Below are 15,731 nucleotides of genomic sequence, written 5' to 3'. Positions count from 1 at the left end.
TTGTTTCGCGGCTGCAAACGCTCAATTCAGTCGAGCGTCAAGTTGGTTCCCTGCGTCACACAGCTTGTTTACGTTGCAAACGGTCGGGCAAACCGTTGGCCCAGGCGCTGATTGTCCCGGCCCCGAGGCAAACAACCATGTCACCAGGACGGGCTTGTTCGCGGACCAGACGCTCCAGATCGTTTTCGTCCAGCAGCGCGCGGGCGTGACGGTGACCGTGGCGGATCAGGCCCTGCACCAGATCATCACGCGATGCACCTTCGATCGGGTCTTCACCCGCAGCAAAAATATCAGCGATTGCGACCACGTCGGCATCGTTGAAACAGGTGCAAAAATCGTCAAACAGATTCGACAGGCGCGAATAGCGGTGCGGCTGGTGAACGGCGATCACACGCCCATCACTGGCTTGGCGTGCGGCTTTCAGCACGGCGGCAATCTCAACCGGGTGGTGGCCGTAGTCGTCAATGATGGTAACGCCATCGACCTCTCCGACCTTGGTAAAGCGGCGATTGACGCCACCGAAATTGGCCAGCGCCTCGCGGATTTCAGCGGTTTTCATGCCCAGATGGCGGGCCACAGCCACGGCGGACAAAGCGTTCGAGACGTTGTGGTCGCCGGGCATAGGCAGGGTGCAGCCCTCGATCACCGTGTCTTCGTATTGCAGGTGGATATCGAAATGCGCGACGCCGCCCTTATAAGTCAAGTTCACGGCCCGCACATCGGCCTGCGCGTTGAACCCATAGGTGCGCACGCGCCGATCGCTGATGCGGCCCACCAGCGTCTGCACCTCGGCATGGTCGGTACAGCACACGGCCAGACCGTAGAAGGGCAGGTTCGAGACGAACTCGTAAAACCCATCCCGCAGCCGGTCGAAATCACCCCAATGCTCCATATGCTCGGGGTCGATATTGGTGACGATGGCAATAGTCGCAGGCAGGCGGTTGAACGAACCGTCGGATTCGTCGGCCTCGACCACCATCCATTCACCCTGTCCCATCCGCGCGTTGGACCCGTAGGCATGGATGATGCCGCCATTGATCACGGTGGGGTCGAAATCGCCCGCCACCATAAGCTCGGCCATCATGGTGGTCGTGGTGGTCTTGCCATGAGTTCCGGCAATGGCGATGTTTGATTTCAGGCGCATCAGCTCGGCCAGCATATCGGCGCGCCGTACCACCGGCAGGCCCTGCGCGCGGGCGCCATCCAGTTCCGGGTTGCCCGGTTTAATCGCTGTGGAGACCACAACAACGGCTGCGTTTTCAAGGTTTTCGGCGCGCTGGCCCACGAAAATCTCGGCCCCCAGACCAGCTAGACGGTCGGTGATCTTGGAAGCTTTCAGGTCCGAGCCCTGCACCCGGTAGCCCAGATTCAGCAGCACCTCGGCAATGCCCGACATCCCAATTCCGCCGATGCCAACGAAGTGGATCGGCCCTACGTCTTGCGGCAGTTTGGTGGCTGGATTCATGGGGTCTCCTTCTGCGCCAGCTCTTCGACAAGATGCACCAGACGCTCGGTCGCGTCGGGGGCTCCGGTCGACAGCGCCGCATGGGCCATCTTTTGCGCGGCCTCGGGGTTTGTCAGAACGGCGGTGATTTGCTCGGTCAGCGCGGCAACGTCAAGCAGGTTTTCGGGGATCATGATCGCGCCCCCGGCCTGCACCAGCCCGCGCGCATTGGCGGTTTGATGGTCGCCCGCAGCGGCGGCAAAGGGGATCAGGATCGACGGCCGCCCGATCACCGAGATATCGGCCACGCTAGACGCGCCCGAGCGGCTGATCACCAGCTGCGCATCGGACATGCGCCGGGGGACATCATCGAAAAAGGGCAGAACCTCGGCCCGGATGCCATGGTCGGCGTAAAAGGCGGTGACACGTTCACCATCTTCATCGCGGGCCTGATGGGCCACGCGGATATGGTCGCGTAGACCATCGGGCAAGGCCGCAAGCGCACCGGGCACCACATCACTGAGGATGCGTGCACCCTGACTGCCACCCATCACCAGAACCGACATTGGGTAGTCTCCGGGCGGGATATAGCCTGCCGCGGCACGTTCCAACACCGCACCGCGCACCGGGTTGCCAGTATGGACACCCTTTGCGCCGTCGGGCAAATCCGTGGGCCAGACGCCACAGGCCACCTGCGCTACGCGCTTGGCAAACAGTTGGTTCACGCGGCCCAGCACACCGTTCTGTTCATGGATCATGCGTGGAATCTTCAACAGCGTCGCCGCACCCAGCGCCGGGATCGAAGGGTAGCCTCCGAACCCAACCACCACATTGGGCCGGTCGCGCATCATCTGCATTGCCATACTTGTCACGCCCCCCGCGATCTTGGGGCCGACCATCGCCTTGGCCGCCAGTCCGCCGCGTGCGAAAGTGGCCGATGTCGCCTCAACAATCTCGGTCGAATGCGGAAAGCCGCCGGTATAGCGCGCACCGCGCGCATCAGTGGACAGGCGCACGCGCCAGCCTTTCTGCAGCATCGCCTCGGCCAGCGCCTGCGCTGGGAACATGTGGCCCCCGGTGCCGCCCGCCGCGATCAATAGGTACGGTTTGCTCATCAACCCCGTCCGCGCAGAATATCGCCCAGCTCACCTTGAGGACGGGTTCGGGTGAACGCCAGCAACATGCCAACTGCGATACCGCCCGCTATCAGGGACGAACCTCCATAGCTGACAAACGGCAATGTCATGCCCTTGGCGGGCAGCAGGCGCACCGCGACGCCCATGTTGATCATCGCCTGAACGCCGAACATACAAGCAAGACCGGTTCCGGCCAGACGGATGAACATGTCCCGTTCCTTCATCAGCCGCAGCAGCGAACGCACCACGATCAGCGAGTAGAGCGCGATGATGATCAGCACCAGAATCAGCCCGTATTCCTCGGCCGCGACGGCGATGATGAAATCGGTATGAGCATCGGGCAAGGACCACTTCACCTGCCCCTCACCTACTCCGACGCCGAACAGCCCGCCTTCGCGGATGGCGTTAGTGGCATAGCCCAGCTGCGTGGTCGGATCGACCTCTTGGTTAAGGAAACCGTCAATGCGACGAGCAAAGTGTTCGGAATTGGAATAGGCGAACATCCCGCCCAGCACGACGGCCCCCGCCATACCGACCAGCAACAGCATCGGCGCACCGGCGACGAAATACATCACGCCCCAGCCAAACAGGATCAGGCAGGCTTGCCCGAAATCCGGTTGTAGCACCAGCATCGCCACAATCGCCATGCACAGCGCAAAAGACCACAATCGCCCCGGAGGGCCGTTGATCTCTTGCGAGGCCGCCAGCAGCCACGCGGCCACAACGATAAAGCCGGGTTTTAGAAACTCTGAGGGTTGCAGCGAGGCAAATCCCAAGGAATACCACCGCACCGCACCCTTGCCGAAATCGGTGCCGAAGACCGGCAGAAAGGCCAGCGCCACAAACGCGCCCAGAAAGCCCAGCACCGCCAAACGCCGCACCAATGTGGGCGACATCATTGAGGTCAGCAGCATTGCCACCAGCGCCAGCCCGCCAAACAGCGCCTGCCGCTCGACATAATGAAAGGGATCAAACCCGTTGCGCCCGGCCAGCGGCGGCGATGAAGCCAACCCCAGCAACAATCCGATGACAAACAGGATCAGCACGCAGGACATGGTCCAGCGATCAATCGTGCGCCACCACTTTGGTAGAATCGGTTCACCGCGCGTGTCCCGGACCGCGCCATACACCATCTCAGTCATGAGATACCGCCACTATCTGCCTCGTTCACGCCCCGTTTTCGGGGTCTGATTGAGACTCTACAGCGATTTTGGCTTTGGGGCTAGGGAAATGAGGGGCATAAGCGGAATTCGATCAGACCTAGAGTTGAAATAACGCGTCACGCTTTAATTGGGTACCGGTCCGGTTCCTCAAAGACATCAATCACGCGCGTACCGGCCTTGATCTGGCCTCCGTGTTCGACCCCCGCCGGGATCGAGTAGCTGTCGCCCGGACGGTAAGTTTTCGTCTGGTCTCCGATCGTCAGTGCAATCTCACCTTCAACGACCGTGCCCCATTGCGCACCATGCGAATGAAGCGGAAGCTCCATATCCTTCAGAAAAGTGAAGAACGCCACCAGACCTGCGTCCGAGCGAATGACAGCCGTCTGCACCACATCTTCAGGGAAAGGAACGTCCAGTTTCGGAAAGGCCGTTATGAAATCCGGGTAATGCATGAATTGTTCCTTCTCCTCGGGTGAACTATCGCCGCAAGATGGCAGTGCTTTCAGCGGCTGGCAATCGGGATTGCCCACTTACCAGCACACCTTGAGCGAGACGACGGCATGCTCTTGCGTTCTGACGCGATCCGCGCCATCCCCTCGTCCATGACCTTTGACACGATCATCCTTGGTGCCGGTGCAGCCGGTATGATGTGTGCCTCCCACTGCGGCGGGCGTGTTCTGGTGATCGACCATGCCAAAGCGGCCGGAGAGAAAATCCGCATCTCAGGAGGAGGGCGCTGCAATTTCACCAATATGTATGCGGGCCCCGGAAATTTCCTGTCGCAAAACCCACATTTCTGCAAATCCGCACTGGCGCGATACACGCAATGGGATTTTGTCGATCTGGTCGGGCGTCACGGAATCGCGTGGCATGAGAAAACTCTGGGGCAATTGTTCTGCGACGGGTCTTCGAAGCAGATTGTCCAGATGCTGTTGGACGAGATGACCCGCGCCGGGGCTGAACTCTGGCTGCAAACCTCGGTACGTGATCTGCGCAAAACCGAATACGGCTTTGCGATCGAGGTCGAGCGCGAAGGCCAGCGCCAAAACCTGATTTGCCGAAATCTGGTGCTGGCGACAGGCGGCAAGTCGATCCCCAAGATGGGCGCAACGGGGTTAGCCTATGACATCGCCCATCAATTCGAGCTGCGCGTTACAGACACGCGGGCGGCGCTGGTGCCGTTCACCTTTTCGGATGGCCGGTTCAAGGAGCTTTCGGGTGTGTCCTTGCCCGCCCGCCTGTCAAACGATCGCACCAGCTTCGACGAAGCGCTATTGTTCACCCATCGCGGACTTAGCGGGCCATCGGTGCTGCAACTGTCGTCGTACTGGCATGAAGGTGAGGCGATCCGTGCGAACCTGATCCCCGACCTGCCCCTGTTCGACCTGCTGCGCGATCAGCGCCAGACCGGAGGGCGCAAGGCCCTGACCACCGAACTGGCACGGCACCTGCCTGCGCGGCTGGTCGACTACCTGAAACACCAAATACCAATGCGCGGTAATCTGGCCGACCAGTCCGACGCCGCCCTGAACGATTTGGTGACGGCGCTGTCCAACTGGTCCCTCACCCCCTCTGGCACCGAAGGGTATCGCACCGCCGAGGTTACTTTGGGCGGGATCAACACGGATGAATTGTCGTCCAAAACGATGGAGGCCAGGGATGTCCCCGGCCTCTATGCGATTGGCGAAGCGGTGGATGTTACCGGCTGGCTGGGCGGTTACAATTTCCAGTGGGCGTGGTCTTCGGCTCACGCCGCCGGAACCGCCATAGCTGCAGGCTAGCCTACGACGTTATAGCCACGTCCGCGCATACAGTTGCGCACGAGAACTTCCTTGTTCTGATTTTTGTTTATCACGTCGGCACCGGCACCTACCAGCGCACCTGCGACTGCGGCGCGCCCCAGATTGTCGCTGCTGTCCTGAACGATCCCGGTAACTGCCGCGGCACCCGCAGCCCCGATTGCCGCGTTACCGGCCGTAGTCCCATCAACCGAAGCCTGCGAAGCTGCCAGCTGTTGGCATTGCTGTAGGTCGACGTTGTAATTCGGGCCGACCGGCCCATCGATGACGGGCTGATAATTCGCACCAGTGTTTGTGCAGGCTCCGGCCACCAAAAGCGCAGGCAGGACCAGAGAAAACTTACGGTAAGTCATAATGATAACCTCGTGTTGAATTTACAGGCAAGCAAGACCAATTAGTAATGGGCGTCAAGCACATAGCACCGCAGCTTGGCCCAACCGGCAATCTATTGCAAATTTCTAAAGTGAAAGGTTCAAACGAACCTGTGCTGCGAAATCCTCTCCGCGTTGCTCGAAATTGTCATATTGATCGAAACTGGCCGCAGCTGGGGCTAGCAATACTGTGTCCCCCGGCGCCGCATCCGCCACAGCCTGCGCGACGGCCTCGGCCATTGTGGTACAGACCTGCGCCTCCACCTCGAGCTGCATGGCGAAACCGGCGGCCTCCCGCCCAATGACGTAGGCTTTGACGACTTGTTCGCAGGCTGTGTTCAAGGCAGACAAACCGCCCTCTTTCTCAAGCCCGCCGCAGATCCACCGAACGTTCTTAAAAGCACTTAGCGCCTTGAGCGCGCTGTCTACATTGGTGGCCTTCGAATCATTCACAAAGGTCACGCCATTCGCTTCGGCGATGATCTGACTGCGGTGTGGCAGACCGGGATAGCTGTGCAACGCATCCTCAATCACGCGCGGGGCCAGCCCAAGCGCGCGACATGCCGCGTAAGCAGCGCAGGCGTTTTGATGGTTATGCGCGCCCGGCAGTCCTTTAATGTTACGCAAGTCAATCGCGCCTGCTTGTCGACCTTTGCGGTATTCGGACAAGAACCCTTTGCGGGCAAAAACCTGCCACCCGGGCCCCGTCAGTTTTCGGGCAACCGAGATCCGGATCACCCGGTCATCCGTTGGGCCTTCCGCCAATTGCCCGGCCAAAAACGCGCCTTCATTTTCGTCGACGCCAATCACTGCCCGGTCCGGGCCACCTTCGGCAAACAGGCGACGTTTGGCGGCAAAGTAGCCACCCATACCCCCGTGCCGATCCAGATGATCCGGAGACAGATTGGTAAACACCGCGATATCCGGCGTTAACGCTCGCGCCAGTTCGGTTTGATAGCTCGACAGCTCCAGCACGACGACTGAAGCATCCCGACCGGGTTCAATATCTAGAACCCCACGCCCAATGTTTCCGGCCAACTGGGCCTCTCGGCCTGCCTCGGTCAGAATGTGATGGATCAATGCCGCCGTGGTTGATTTGCCGTTAGAGCCCGTGACCGCAATAACACGTGGGGGTGTGTCGAAATTATCCCATTCCGGGCCCGCAAACGATCGAAAAAACAACCCGATATCATTGTCGATCGGCACGCCGGCATCAAGTGCGGCCGCGACGACGGGATTTGGTACAGGGTAGAGATGAGGGATACCGGGCGAGACGATCAGCGCAGCGATCTGATCGAACGCCCCATGGCGGCGCAGATCGGCACAGGCAAACCCCTCGGCCTCGGCTTTTTCGCGGGCGGCTGGATTGTCATCCCAACAGACAGCTTCTGCCTTGCCTGCCCTAAGCGCACGCGCCGTGGCCAGACCCGAGCGACCAAGCCCAAGCACCGCTACTTTCTGCCCCGAAAACCCTTTGACCGGGATCATCCTGCCCACCTTGTTCTGTCGTACATGTCGCGGCCACCCTGCGCAGAAGACACAAGCCTTGGCAAGAGACGCAAAAGGCTCGCGCGTCAGTGCGAGCCGGGCCCAACAGGTGGCAGGCGGGCCGCAGGCCCCCCGAACCTGGCGGGAGCGTTACCGGACCTTAAGCGTCGCCAACCCGATCATCGCCAGGATCAGAGAGATGATCCAGAACCGGATCACAATGGTGGACTCAGCCCAGCCCTTTTTCTCATAGTGATGGTGGATTGGCGCCATCAGGAACACCCGCCGTCCAGTGCGTTTGAAATACAGAACTTGAATGATAACACTCAGGGCTTCAACGACGAACAGGCCGCCAACCACGGCCAGCACCAGTTCGTGCTTGGTCGCTACCGCGATGGCTCCCAAGGCACCGCCCAAAGCCAATGATCCAGTATCGCCCATGAACACCGCAGCCGGGGGTGCATTGTACCACAGGAACCCAAGCCCTGCGCCGAACAAGGCCGAGGTAAAGATGAAAATCTCGCCTGTACCCGGCACGTAATGCACATCCAGATACTCGGTAAAGTCGACCCGCCCAACCGCATAGGCAATCACACCTAAAGTCGAGGCCGCGATCATCGCAGGCATGATCGCCAAACCGTCCAGCCCATCGGTCAGATTCACAGCGTTCGCAGCGCCAACAATTACAACAATCGCGAACGGGATATAGAAAATACCCAAATTGACCAGCGTATCCTTGAACACAGGCACCGCCAGTTGGTTCTGCAACGCCTCGGGGTGGTGCAGCGTTGCCCAAACCGAAGCGAGCACTGCGATCAACACGCCCAAAGCCAAACGCATCTTGCCCGACACGCCCTTAGTGTTCTGTTTGGACACTTTTGCGTAGTCATCCGCAAAGCCAATCGCCGCATAGCCCAGCGTCACGAACAAGACCATCCAGACATAGGGGTTGTCCCACCGCGCCCAAACCAGCGTCGACGTGACCAGAGCGCCCACGATCAGCAGCCCCCCCATCGTCGGCGTTCCCGCCTTTGAAAAATGTCCCTCGGGGCCGTCATCACGGATCGGCTGACCCTTGCCTTGCTTGCGGCGCAGCACGTTGATCAGCGGTTTGCCAAACAGGAACCCGAAAATCAGCGCCGTCATAAAGGCACCGCCCGCACGGAAGGTGATATAGCGAAATAGGTTAAAGAAATCCCCGCCATCGGACAGATTGGTCAACCAATAAAGCATTCTAACACCTTTCTCGTGCGGCGATCATGGCTCAAGCGCGCCCCCTTGCCCCATTTTCCGCAAACCGTCAACAATCCGTGCCAGCGCCATGCTCAAAGATCCTTTGGCCAGCACGATATCGCCCGCGCGGATCAGATCCGGCAGATGCGAGGTCATTTCGGCGCTGGTTTCCGTCCAAAGCCCGCGTTTCCCCTCGGGCAACGCATCGTGCAGCGCCTGCATCAACGGACCGATGCAATGCACCTGATCCACATGCGCCATCGCCGCAACATCGGCCATGGCCGCGTGCATGGCGGTTTCCTGCGCGCCCAACTCCTTCATATCGCCCAAGAACGCGATCCTACGCGGGCCGTGCGCCGCGGCCAGAACGTCCAAGGCCGCCTCCATCGAAGTCGGGTTGGCGTTATAGCTGTCATCCAGCAGTTCAATCTGCCCACCGCTCGCCAGCAGCAGCGTCTCGCGCACACCGCGCCCCGCGACCGGAGACCACCGGCGCAGCCCGGCAATAGCCTGATCCAGCTCAACGCCCAGCTCAACGCATGTCGCCAAAGCACCCAGCCCGTTCATGGCGAAATGCGTACCCGCCGACCTTACGTCAAAACTTAATGGCACCCCGTCCAGCGCCGCAGAAGCATGGACCGAGTCGGCGGTCTGCGTCACATCCGTCAGCACATAATCCGCAGCGTTCCGCCCAAATTCGACGATTCCCGCCCCTTGAGCCTGCGCACAACTGCGCAACACATCCGCGTCGTCAATGTCGGCGTTCACGATGGCTGTGCCTCCGGGCTCCAGTCCCTCGAAAATCGCAGCCTTTTCATGGGCGATGCCCGTGACCGACTCGAACGCCTCAAGATGCACGGCCGCCACGGTCGTCACCAGCGCCACATGCGGGCGGGCCTGTTGCGCCAGCGGAGCGATCTCTCCGGGGTGGTTCATGCCAATCTCGATCACGGCGAATTCGGTGTCGCGTGGCATCCGCGCCAAGGTCAGCGGCACGCCCCAATGGTTGTTGTAGCTGGCAACGCTGGCGTGGGTTTTTCCTTGCGTTTCCAAAATATTGGCCAGCATTTCCTTGGTCGAAGTCTTGCCGACACTTCCTGTCACACCAACCACACGCGCACCCGTGCGGGCCCGACCGGCTCGGCCCAACGCCTCCAGCCCCGCTTGCACATCGTCGACGATCAGCAACGGCGCATCCTCGGCCACGCCTTCGGGGATGCGCGAGACCAAAGCGGCCCCTGCCCCCTTCTCCAACGCCTGCGCCACGAAATCATGCCCGTCTCGCGCCGCTTTCAGCGCCACGAACAGATCGCCAGGTTGCAAAGTGCGCGTGTCAATCGACACGCCATTCACCACCCAGTCGGCGGTCACACGCCCGTCGGTAGCCTCGGCCGCCTCAGCCGCAGTCCAGAGCGTCATGCCACCCTCCCGTCCAGCGCGGCCACGCTGATGCTGGCCTGTTCCACATCATCAAAGGGCAGAACCTGATCGCCAACGATCTGGCCGGTCTCATGCCCCTTGCCCGCGATCAACAGAGCATCGCCCGGTTGCAGCGCATCGACGCCGCGCAGGATCGCTTCGGCCCGGTCGCCAACTTCAGTCGCCTCGGGCGCGCCAAGCAGAACAGCGGCGCGGATGGTGGCGGGGTCTTCGCTACGCGGGTTGTCGTCGGTGACAAAAACCACGTCGGCATGGTTTGCAGCCGCTTGCCCCATCAAAGGCCGCTTGGTCGCATCGCGGTCGCCGCCTGCGCCAACAATGGCAATCAGGCGGCCCATCACATGCGGGCGCAACGCCTTGAGGGCAGTGGCCACAGCATCCGGCGTATGGGCATAGTCGACGAAAACCGCCGCACCGTTTTGGCGCGTGGCGGCCAGCTGCATTCGACCGCGCACGGTTGTCAGATGCGGCAGAGTTTCAAACACGCGTTCAGGCTCTTCCCCGCCCGCGATCACCAAACCACAGGCCAGAAGGATGTTTTCGGCCTGAAACCCTCCGATCAAGTTCAGGCGGGTTTGGAAAACTTTGCCCTTCCACGAGAACCGCAAGTCCTGCCCGGTCGCATCAAAACGCTGGTTCATCAGGCACAGATCGGCATCGCCCAGCCCAACGGTCAGAACCTCCTGCCCGCGCGCCTTGGCGATCTTGCGGACCTCAGCGCCCTTGGGATCGCTCATGTTGATCACGACTGTGCCGTCCTGCGGCAGCACCCGGTCGAACAGACCGGCCTTGGCGGCGAAATACGCCTCGAACGTTTCGTGATAGTCCAGATGGTCCTGCGTGAAATTCGAAAATCCCGCAGCCGCCAGATGGACCCCGTCCAGACGGCGCTGTTCCAACCCGTGCGAGGACGCCTCCATCGCGGCATGGGTCACGCCATTTGCGGCAGCTTCGGACAAACAGCGATGCAGCGTGATCGGCTCGGGCGTGGTGTGGGCCAGAGGGGCAGTCCATGCGCCTTCGACCCCGGTGGTGCCAAGGTTAACGGCGGCGTGGCCCAGCTCCATCCAGATTTGTCGCACGAATGTGGCGATCGAGGTTTTTCCATTGGTCCCGGTCACGGCCACAATGGTCTGTGGCTGCGCGCCAAACCATAGTGCGGCACAACCGGCCAGCGCCTGACGCGGGTCTTCGACAACGACCAAGGCCGCGTCTGAAGCGGCCAGTTCATCGGCTGCAATCTCGGCCCCTTCGGCGTCCGTCATGATCGCCGCCGCGCCCATGCGCAGGGCGTATTGGATGAACGCGCCGCCATGGACCCGTGTGCCGGGCAAGGCAGCGAACAGAAAGCCCTCCTGCACCTCGCGGCTGTCTACGGCCAGACCGGTGATTTCGGGATTCGCGCCTCCGCGTGCGGTCAGGGCCAGTTGGCTGAGTGTTTTTGGTCTTGTGCCCATGCCCTACCCTCTGTCGGACGGTCTAATTTGAGGTGAGCGTTATAGCAGCGCGCGCTTCAGGCTCAAGCCGAGGTCGCAACCCCAACAACGGGGCAATGCGCCCGATCAGCTCGGCAGCAACGGGCACGGCTGTCCAGCCAGCCGTGCGGCGCTTTTCGCCGTAGGCGACGATCGATGGCTCATCCAGCGTAACGATCAGCACGTATTTTGGATCATAGGCCGGAAAGATTGTCGCGAAGGTGGAAATCACCTTGTCATCATAATAGCCGCCACGTGGTTTGGGCTTATCAGCCGTGCCGGTCTTTCCCGCCACGTCATAGCCTGCAACATCGCCGAAACTGGCGGTGCCGTCGGTGACAACCTTGCGCAACATCCGCTGCGCCTGTTGCGCTGAACTGTCAGACATCACGCGCGGCCCGTATTGAGGCCCATTTTTGCGCAGGATCGTCGGGCTGACATAGTGCCCGCCATTGGCAATCGCCGCATAGCCCGCCGCCAGATGCATCGGGCTTGTCGACAGACCATGGCCATAAGAGATCGTAACCGTGCTGAGTTCGCCCCATTTCTTGGGCTTCAAAGGCTCGCCGCCCTTGGCCTCGACAATTTCAAACGGGGTCGGATCGAACATACCCAGCGAACGCAGAAAATTCTGCTGCCGTTTTGCGCCGATCTGCAGCGCCAGCCGCCCCGTTCCCCGGTTCGAGCTGTGGACGATCACATCCGCCACGCTGATCTTGCCGTAATTTTTGCCGTTGAACTCGCCAATCGGGAAGCGACCGATCCGCATCGGGCCCGACGTGTCGATGATCGTCTCGGAATTCACCAGCCCAAGCTGAACCGCCTGCGCCGCCGTGAAAATCTTGAAGACCGAGCCCAGCTCGTACACGCCCTGCACGTAGCGGTTGAACAATGGGCTGTCCGAGGGATCAAACCCCGAAGTTGGCGGGCGGGGGCGGTCATTGGGGTCAAAAGACGGCAACGAGGCTGCCGAAACGACCTCACCCGAATGGGCGTTCATAAGAACGGCCGAGGCCCCCTTGGCGTTCATGATTTTCATGCCACCATACAGAACCTGTTCGACCGCCGCCTGAACAGTCAGGTCCAAAGACAGTTGAAGAGGTTTGTTGCCGTTGGCCGGATCACGCAGATAATCGTCGAATTGCTTTTCAACGCCCGCGACACCGATTACCTCGGCGGCGCTGACGCCTTCGCGACCAAAGCCCGAGCCGCCCAGAATATGCGCGGCCAGCTTGCCGTTGGGATAAAGTCGCATCTCACGCGGGCCGAAAAGGATGCCGGGGTCGCCGATGTCATGGACGGCCTGCTTCTGCTCGGGCGAGATGCGTTTCTTGATCCACAGAAATTTACGATTGCCGGTGAAATCCTTGACCAGACGTTCTTTTTCAAGATCGGGGAAGATCGCAACCAATTGATCAGCGGCGGCTTCAGGGTCGATCATCAAGGGCGGCTGCGCATAGACCGAGTATGTGTCCAGATTGGTCGCCAGAATGCGTCCTTCACGGTCGACGATATTGGCGCGCTGCATGGCGATGGCGGCACCGGGCGCGCTGGCCAGCGGCTCTTGCGCCTCGGAGGTGGCGAGCATCCCCATGCGAAAACCAACTACCGAAAACGCACAGAAAAAGAACAGGCCCAAAACCAAAAGGCGCCCTTCAGCACGGGCGCGGGCGCGGTCTTTCATGTCTTCGTGACGCTGGCGGATATTTTCGCGCTCGATGGCTTTGGGGTTTTCGCCGCGGGCGCGGGCGTCAAGGATACGGGCTAAGGGGCGCAGCGGTGTCCGGGTCATGGGATTTGCACCTCGCCAAACGCCTGAATGTTCGTGATCGCCTGCAGTTCGATCGGATCAACGATCGGCAGATCGGGATCTTCGGCATAAGAGACCTGGTCAGCCCGCCCAAACTGTTCTGCGCGCAGAGGCAGCAGGCCCAGACGCTCGAAATTCAGGTCGGCGAGTTCACGCAACCGGTCCGGGCGGTTCAGATAGGCCCATTCTGCATTCAGAACCGCCAGCCGAACTTGCGCCATGCCGATCTCACGCTGCAGCTTCTGTGTCTCTTTAACAACCTGCTGCGTGCGGTAGTTTTCCTGATAGGCCCACAAAGCCAACCCAAATACCGAAAGCGCAGTCATCACATACAATACACTCTTCATTTTGCCCTTCCCCCAATTTGCGGCATCCCAATGGCGCGGGCCTCAATTTCCCCCGCCGGAGCCTCGGTCCGCACAGCAACACGCAACTTGGCCGAGCGCGCACGCGGATTCTCCTGCAATTCTTGATCGTCCGGCCCTACCGCCTTGCGCGTTTTCAAGGTGAATTGCGGCAAGTCCTGCGCGATTTCAGGCGCGTAACGATTGGCGCGCCCGGTCTTTCCCGCGCGCGATTGAAAGAACCGTTTGACCATACGGTCTTCAATAGAATGAAACGTCACCACTGCCAGTTGTCCGCCGGGCTTCAAAGCCCGCTCGGCGGCCATAAGACCTTGAAACAGTTCCTCATATTCCGCATTTACCGCAATTCGCAGACCCTGAAAGCTTCGCGTTGCCGGGTGCGATTGACCCGGCTTCGGGCGCGGCAGGCAGGATTCGATGATCTCAGCCAAACGCAGGGTCGTCGTGATCGCCTCCTCCCCACGCGCCTTGACGATGGCCTTGGCAATGCGGCGGCTGGCGCGCTCTTCTCCAAAGTGAAACAGGATATCAGCCAACTGCGCCTCGGACGCGGCATTGACCAGATCTGCAGCGCTTTCGCCTTCTTGGCTCATCCGCATATCCAGCGGGCCGTCCTTCATGAAGGAAAACCCACGCTCGGCCTGATCCAGCTGCATCGAGGACACGCCCAGGTCCAACACAACTCCGTCCAAATCCTGTGCATACTCATCCATGCGTGAGAACACACCGGGTTGCATCACCAATCGGTCGCCGTAGTCACCAACCCAATCCGCGACCATTTCAAAGGCCAACGGATCGCGGTCCACACCGATAACCTTCTCAGCCCCCGCCTCAAGCAAACCTTTTGTGTACCCACCGGCACCGAACGTGCCATCCAACCATACGCCCGAGACCGGAGCGACGGCCGCCAGCAATGGGCGCAGCAAAACAGGGATATGAGGTTTGTCCGAAGGGGTCAGAGCGTCGGCCATGCCGCTACGCCCCCTCGACGCCATCAAGATAGACCATCGGGTCGAAGTCATCGGGCAGATCGTCCAACCACTCTTCCGCCTTTGCCAGCTCTTCAGCCTCATAGGTCTCGGGCTTCCAAATCTGGAAAGTATCGCCGGCGGCAATAAAGAAAGCCTCGCCTTCCAGATCGATCTTGTTGCGCAGCTTGGCGGGCAGTACCAGACGACCCGTTTCATCAACGTTGGTCGGATGGGACTGACCGTGGAACATGCGTTGCAGCATCCGGCGCTGCATAGATCCGCGCGGCAAAGCATCAATCTTGGCGTCGACCTCGTCGATCGCCTCCATTGTGTAGCATTCAAGGTATTTTCGACGATGATCGCCGTAGACGATCACAAGCTCAGGGTTATCACCGGGTTGCCAGTTCGGGTCCGAAGTTTCAAGCACACGGCGAAATGAGGCCGGGATCGACACCCTGCCCTTCGTATCCACCTTGTGGTGGCTTTCACCTCTGAACCTGCGCGCCAAGACGACTGTCCCTTTCGCTTGCGCCCCACTTGAACTTCACGTTCCCCCCGGATGAAAAACGGCGGGTTGATCTGCTGCCACTGATCAACCCGCCGCATTGGCCCGCTGAGCGGGAAGTCCAGCTGCGCGCGCCACCTGGGGGGATGTCTGCTCGCCCGCGCGCCGGATCTCTTGATTGATGAAAGCGAGATGCCTGTATGAAACCTGAATTTTATTGGTTCGGGGTCGTTTGGTGCCCCATGTGCCTCGTCCTCATCGGATGAATAAGGGATGCCATGGGAATTCATGGAAATCAAATAAAAAATTCAGGCATGCCATCACGGAAGGCCCAATATCAGGAGGAATTCAATAGACGCGAGCAGGAAAAGTGTACCATAAAAAGTATCCAGATCGCGCTTTACCACGACATATAGATAAATATGAGCTGAACCCACCATGTCCCACGATTTCCCAACTTTTTTCCCTAAAGCGCGGATTCTTGGGTAATCGCCATTCAAACACACCCTAAAAACCGCGAATCAGCGTCTG

The 15,731-nt window shown here is 60.1% G+C and carries 14 protein-coding genes; 1 reads left to right on the top strand and 13 read right to left on the bottom strand.

The genetic code is table 11. From position 1 onward, the window contains the following. Nucleotides 1-55: 55 nt before the first annotated feature. From murC to ABWV79_RS18640, 4 genes are all read right to left on the bottom strand, one after another. On the bottom strand, nt 56-1,465 hold the full coding sequence (gene murC / locus ABWV79_RS18655; RefSeq protein ID WP_353393839.1) for a UDP-N-acetylmuramate--L-alanine ligase: 1,410 nt from the start codon (nt 1,463-1,465) through the stop codon (nt 56-58). Further along, nucleotides 1,462-2,559, bottom strand: coding sequence for a UDP-N-acetylglucosamine--N-acetylmuramyl-(pentapeptide) pyrophosphoryl-undecaprenol N-acetylglucosamine transferase (locus ABWV79_RS18650; protein WP_353393837.1), 1,098 nt, complete (start codon nt 2,557-2,559; stop codon nt 1,462-1,464). Before ABWV79_RS18650 ends, murC begins: the two co-directional genes overlap by 4 nt. Next, nucleotides 2,559-3,722: a putative lipid II flippase FtsW gene (ftsW, locus tag ABWV79_RS18645; protein WP_170753068.1), complete on the bottom strand. Its 1,164-nt coding sequence runs from the start codon at nt 3,720-3,722 to the stop codon at nt 2,559-2,561. Before ftsW ends, ABWV79_RS18650 begins: the two co-directional genes overlap by 1 nt. Nucleotides 3,723-3,859: 137 nt before the next feature. Next, the gene (locus ABWV79_RS18640; protein ID WP_209195094.1) at nt 3,860-4,195 is read right to left on the bottom strand and encodes a cupin domain-containing protein; all 336 of its coding nucleotides are present in this window, start codon (nt 4,193-4,195) and stop codon (nt 3,860-3,862) included. A gap of 150 nt (nt 4,196-4,345) precedes the next feature. Between ABWV79_RS18640 and ABWV79_RS18635 the strand changes: the two genes are divergently transcribed. After that, nucleotides 4,346-5,524 (top strand): BaiN/RdsA family NAD(P)/FAD-dependent oxidoreductase, encoded by a 1,179-nt coding sequence (locus ABWV79_RS18635; RefSeq protein ID WP_353393913.1) that lies wholly within the window; start codon nt 4,346-4,348, stop codon nt 5,522-5,524. Here ABWV79_RS18635 and ABWV79_RS18630 read toward each other — a convergent pair. The 9 genes from ABWV79_RS18630 to mraZ all read right to left on the bottom strand — a co-directional run bounded on the left by ABWV79_RS18630 (nt 5,521) and on the right by mraZ (nt 15,203). Next, the gene (locus tag ABWV79_RS18630; RefSeq protein WP_170753070.1) at nt 5,521-5,895 is read right to left on the bottom strand and encodes a glycine zipper family protein; all 375 of its coding nucleotides are present in this window, start codon (nt 5,893-5,895) and stop codon (nt 5,521-5,523) included. The two genes, ABWV79_RS18635 and ABWV79_RS18630, sit on opposite strands and share 4 nt — an antisense overlap. Nucleotides 5,896-6,000: 105 nt before the next feature. Further along, entirely contained in the window at nt 6,001-7,401 is a 1,401-nt protein-coding gene (murD, locus tag ABWV79_RS18625) for a UDP-N-acetylmuramoyl-L-alanine--D-glutamate ligase (protein WP_353393834.1), read from the bottom strand. 150 nt (nt 7,402-7,551) lie between these two features. Then, entirely contained in the window at nt 7,552-8,634 is a 1,083-nt protein-coding gene (gene mraY / locus ABWV79_RS18620; protein WP_353393832.1) for a phospho-N-acetylmuramoyl-pentapeptide-transferase, read from the bottom strand. A gap of 24 nt (nt 8,635-8,658) precedes the next feature. Further along, nucleotides 8,659-10,053, bottom strand: coding sequence for a UDP-N-acetylmuramoyl-tripeptide--D-alanyl-D-alanine ligase (locus ABWV79_RS18615; protein WP_353393830.1), 1,395 nt, complete (start codon nt 10,051-10,053; stop codon nt 8,659-8,661). Beyond that, a complete protein-coding gene (locus ABWV79_RS18610; RefSeq protein WP_353393828.1) occupies nt 10,050-11,531 on the bottom strand; it encodes a UDP-N-acetylmuramoyl-L-alanyl-D-glutamate--2,6-diaminopimelate ligase in 1,482 nt (493 codons plus the stop codon). The genes ABWV79_RS18615 and ABWV79_RS18610 overlap by 4 nt, the downstream gene beginning before the upstream one ends. A 22-nt stretch (nt 11,532-11,553) precedes the next feature. Next, nucleotides 11,554-13,341 carry a peptidoglycan D,D-transpeptidase FtsI family protein gene (locus ABWV79_RS18605; protein ID WP_353393826.1) on the bottom strand — a complete coding sequence of 596 codons (1,788 nt, stop codon included), beginning with the start codon at nt 13,339-13,341 and terminating at the stop codon, nt 11,554-11,556. Further along, a complete protein-coding gene (gene ftsL / locus ABWV79_RS18600; protein ID WP_170352546.1) occupies nt 13,338-13,706 on the bottom strand; it encodes a cell division protein FtsL in 369 nt (122 codons plus the stop codon). The genes ABWV79_RS18605 and ftsL overlap by 4 nt, the downstream gene beginning before the upstream one ends. Next, entirely contained in the window at nt 13,703-14,695 is a 993-nt protein-coding gene (gene rsmH / locus ABWV79_RS18595; RefSeq protein WP_170352545.1) for a 16S rRNA (cytosine(1402)-N(4))-methyltransferase RsmH, read from the bottom strand. Before rsmH ends, ftsL begins: the two co-directional genes overlap by 4 nt. Nucleotides 14,696-14,699: 4 nt before the next feature. Continuing rightward, a complete protein-coding gene (gene mraZ / locus ABWV79_RS18590) occupies nt 14,700-15,203 on the bottom strand; it encodes a division/cell wall cluster transcriptional repressor MraZ (RefSeq protein ID WP_170352544.1) in 504 nt (167 codons plus the stop codon). Between the last annotated feature and the right edge of the window lie 528 nt (nt 15,204-15,731).

The sequence above is a fragment of the Ruegeria sp. HU-ET01832 genome (genome assembly GCF_040371315.1).
GTDB classification, from domain to species: domain Bacteria; phylum Pseudomonadota; class Alphaproteobacteria; order Rhodobacterales; family Rhodobacteraceae; genus Ruegeria; species Ruegeria lacuscaerulensis_A.
Note: the sequence above shows the minus strand (reverse complement) of the source record. Positions and strands in the feature narration are given on the sequence as shown.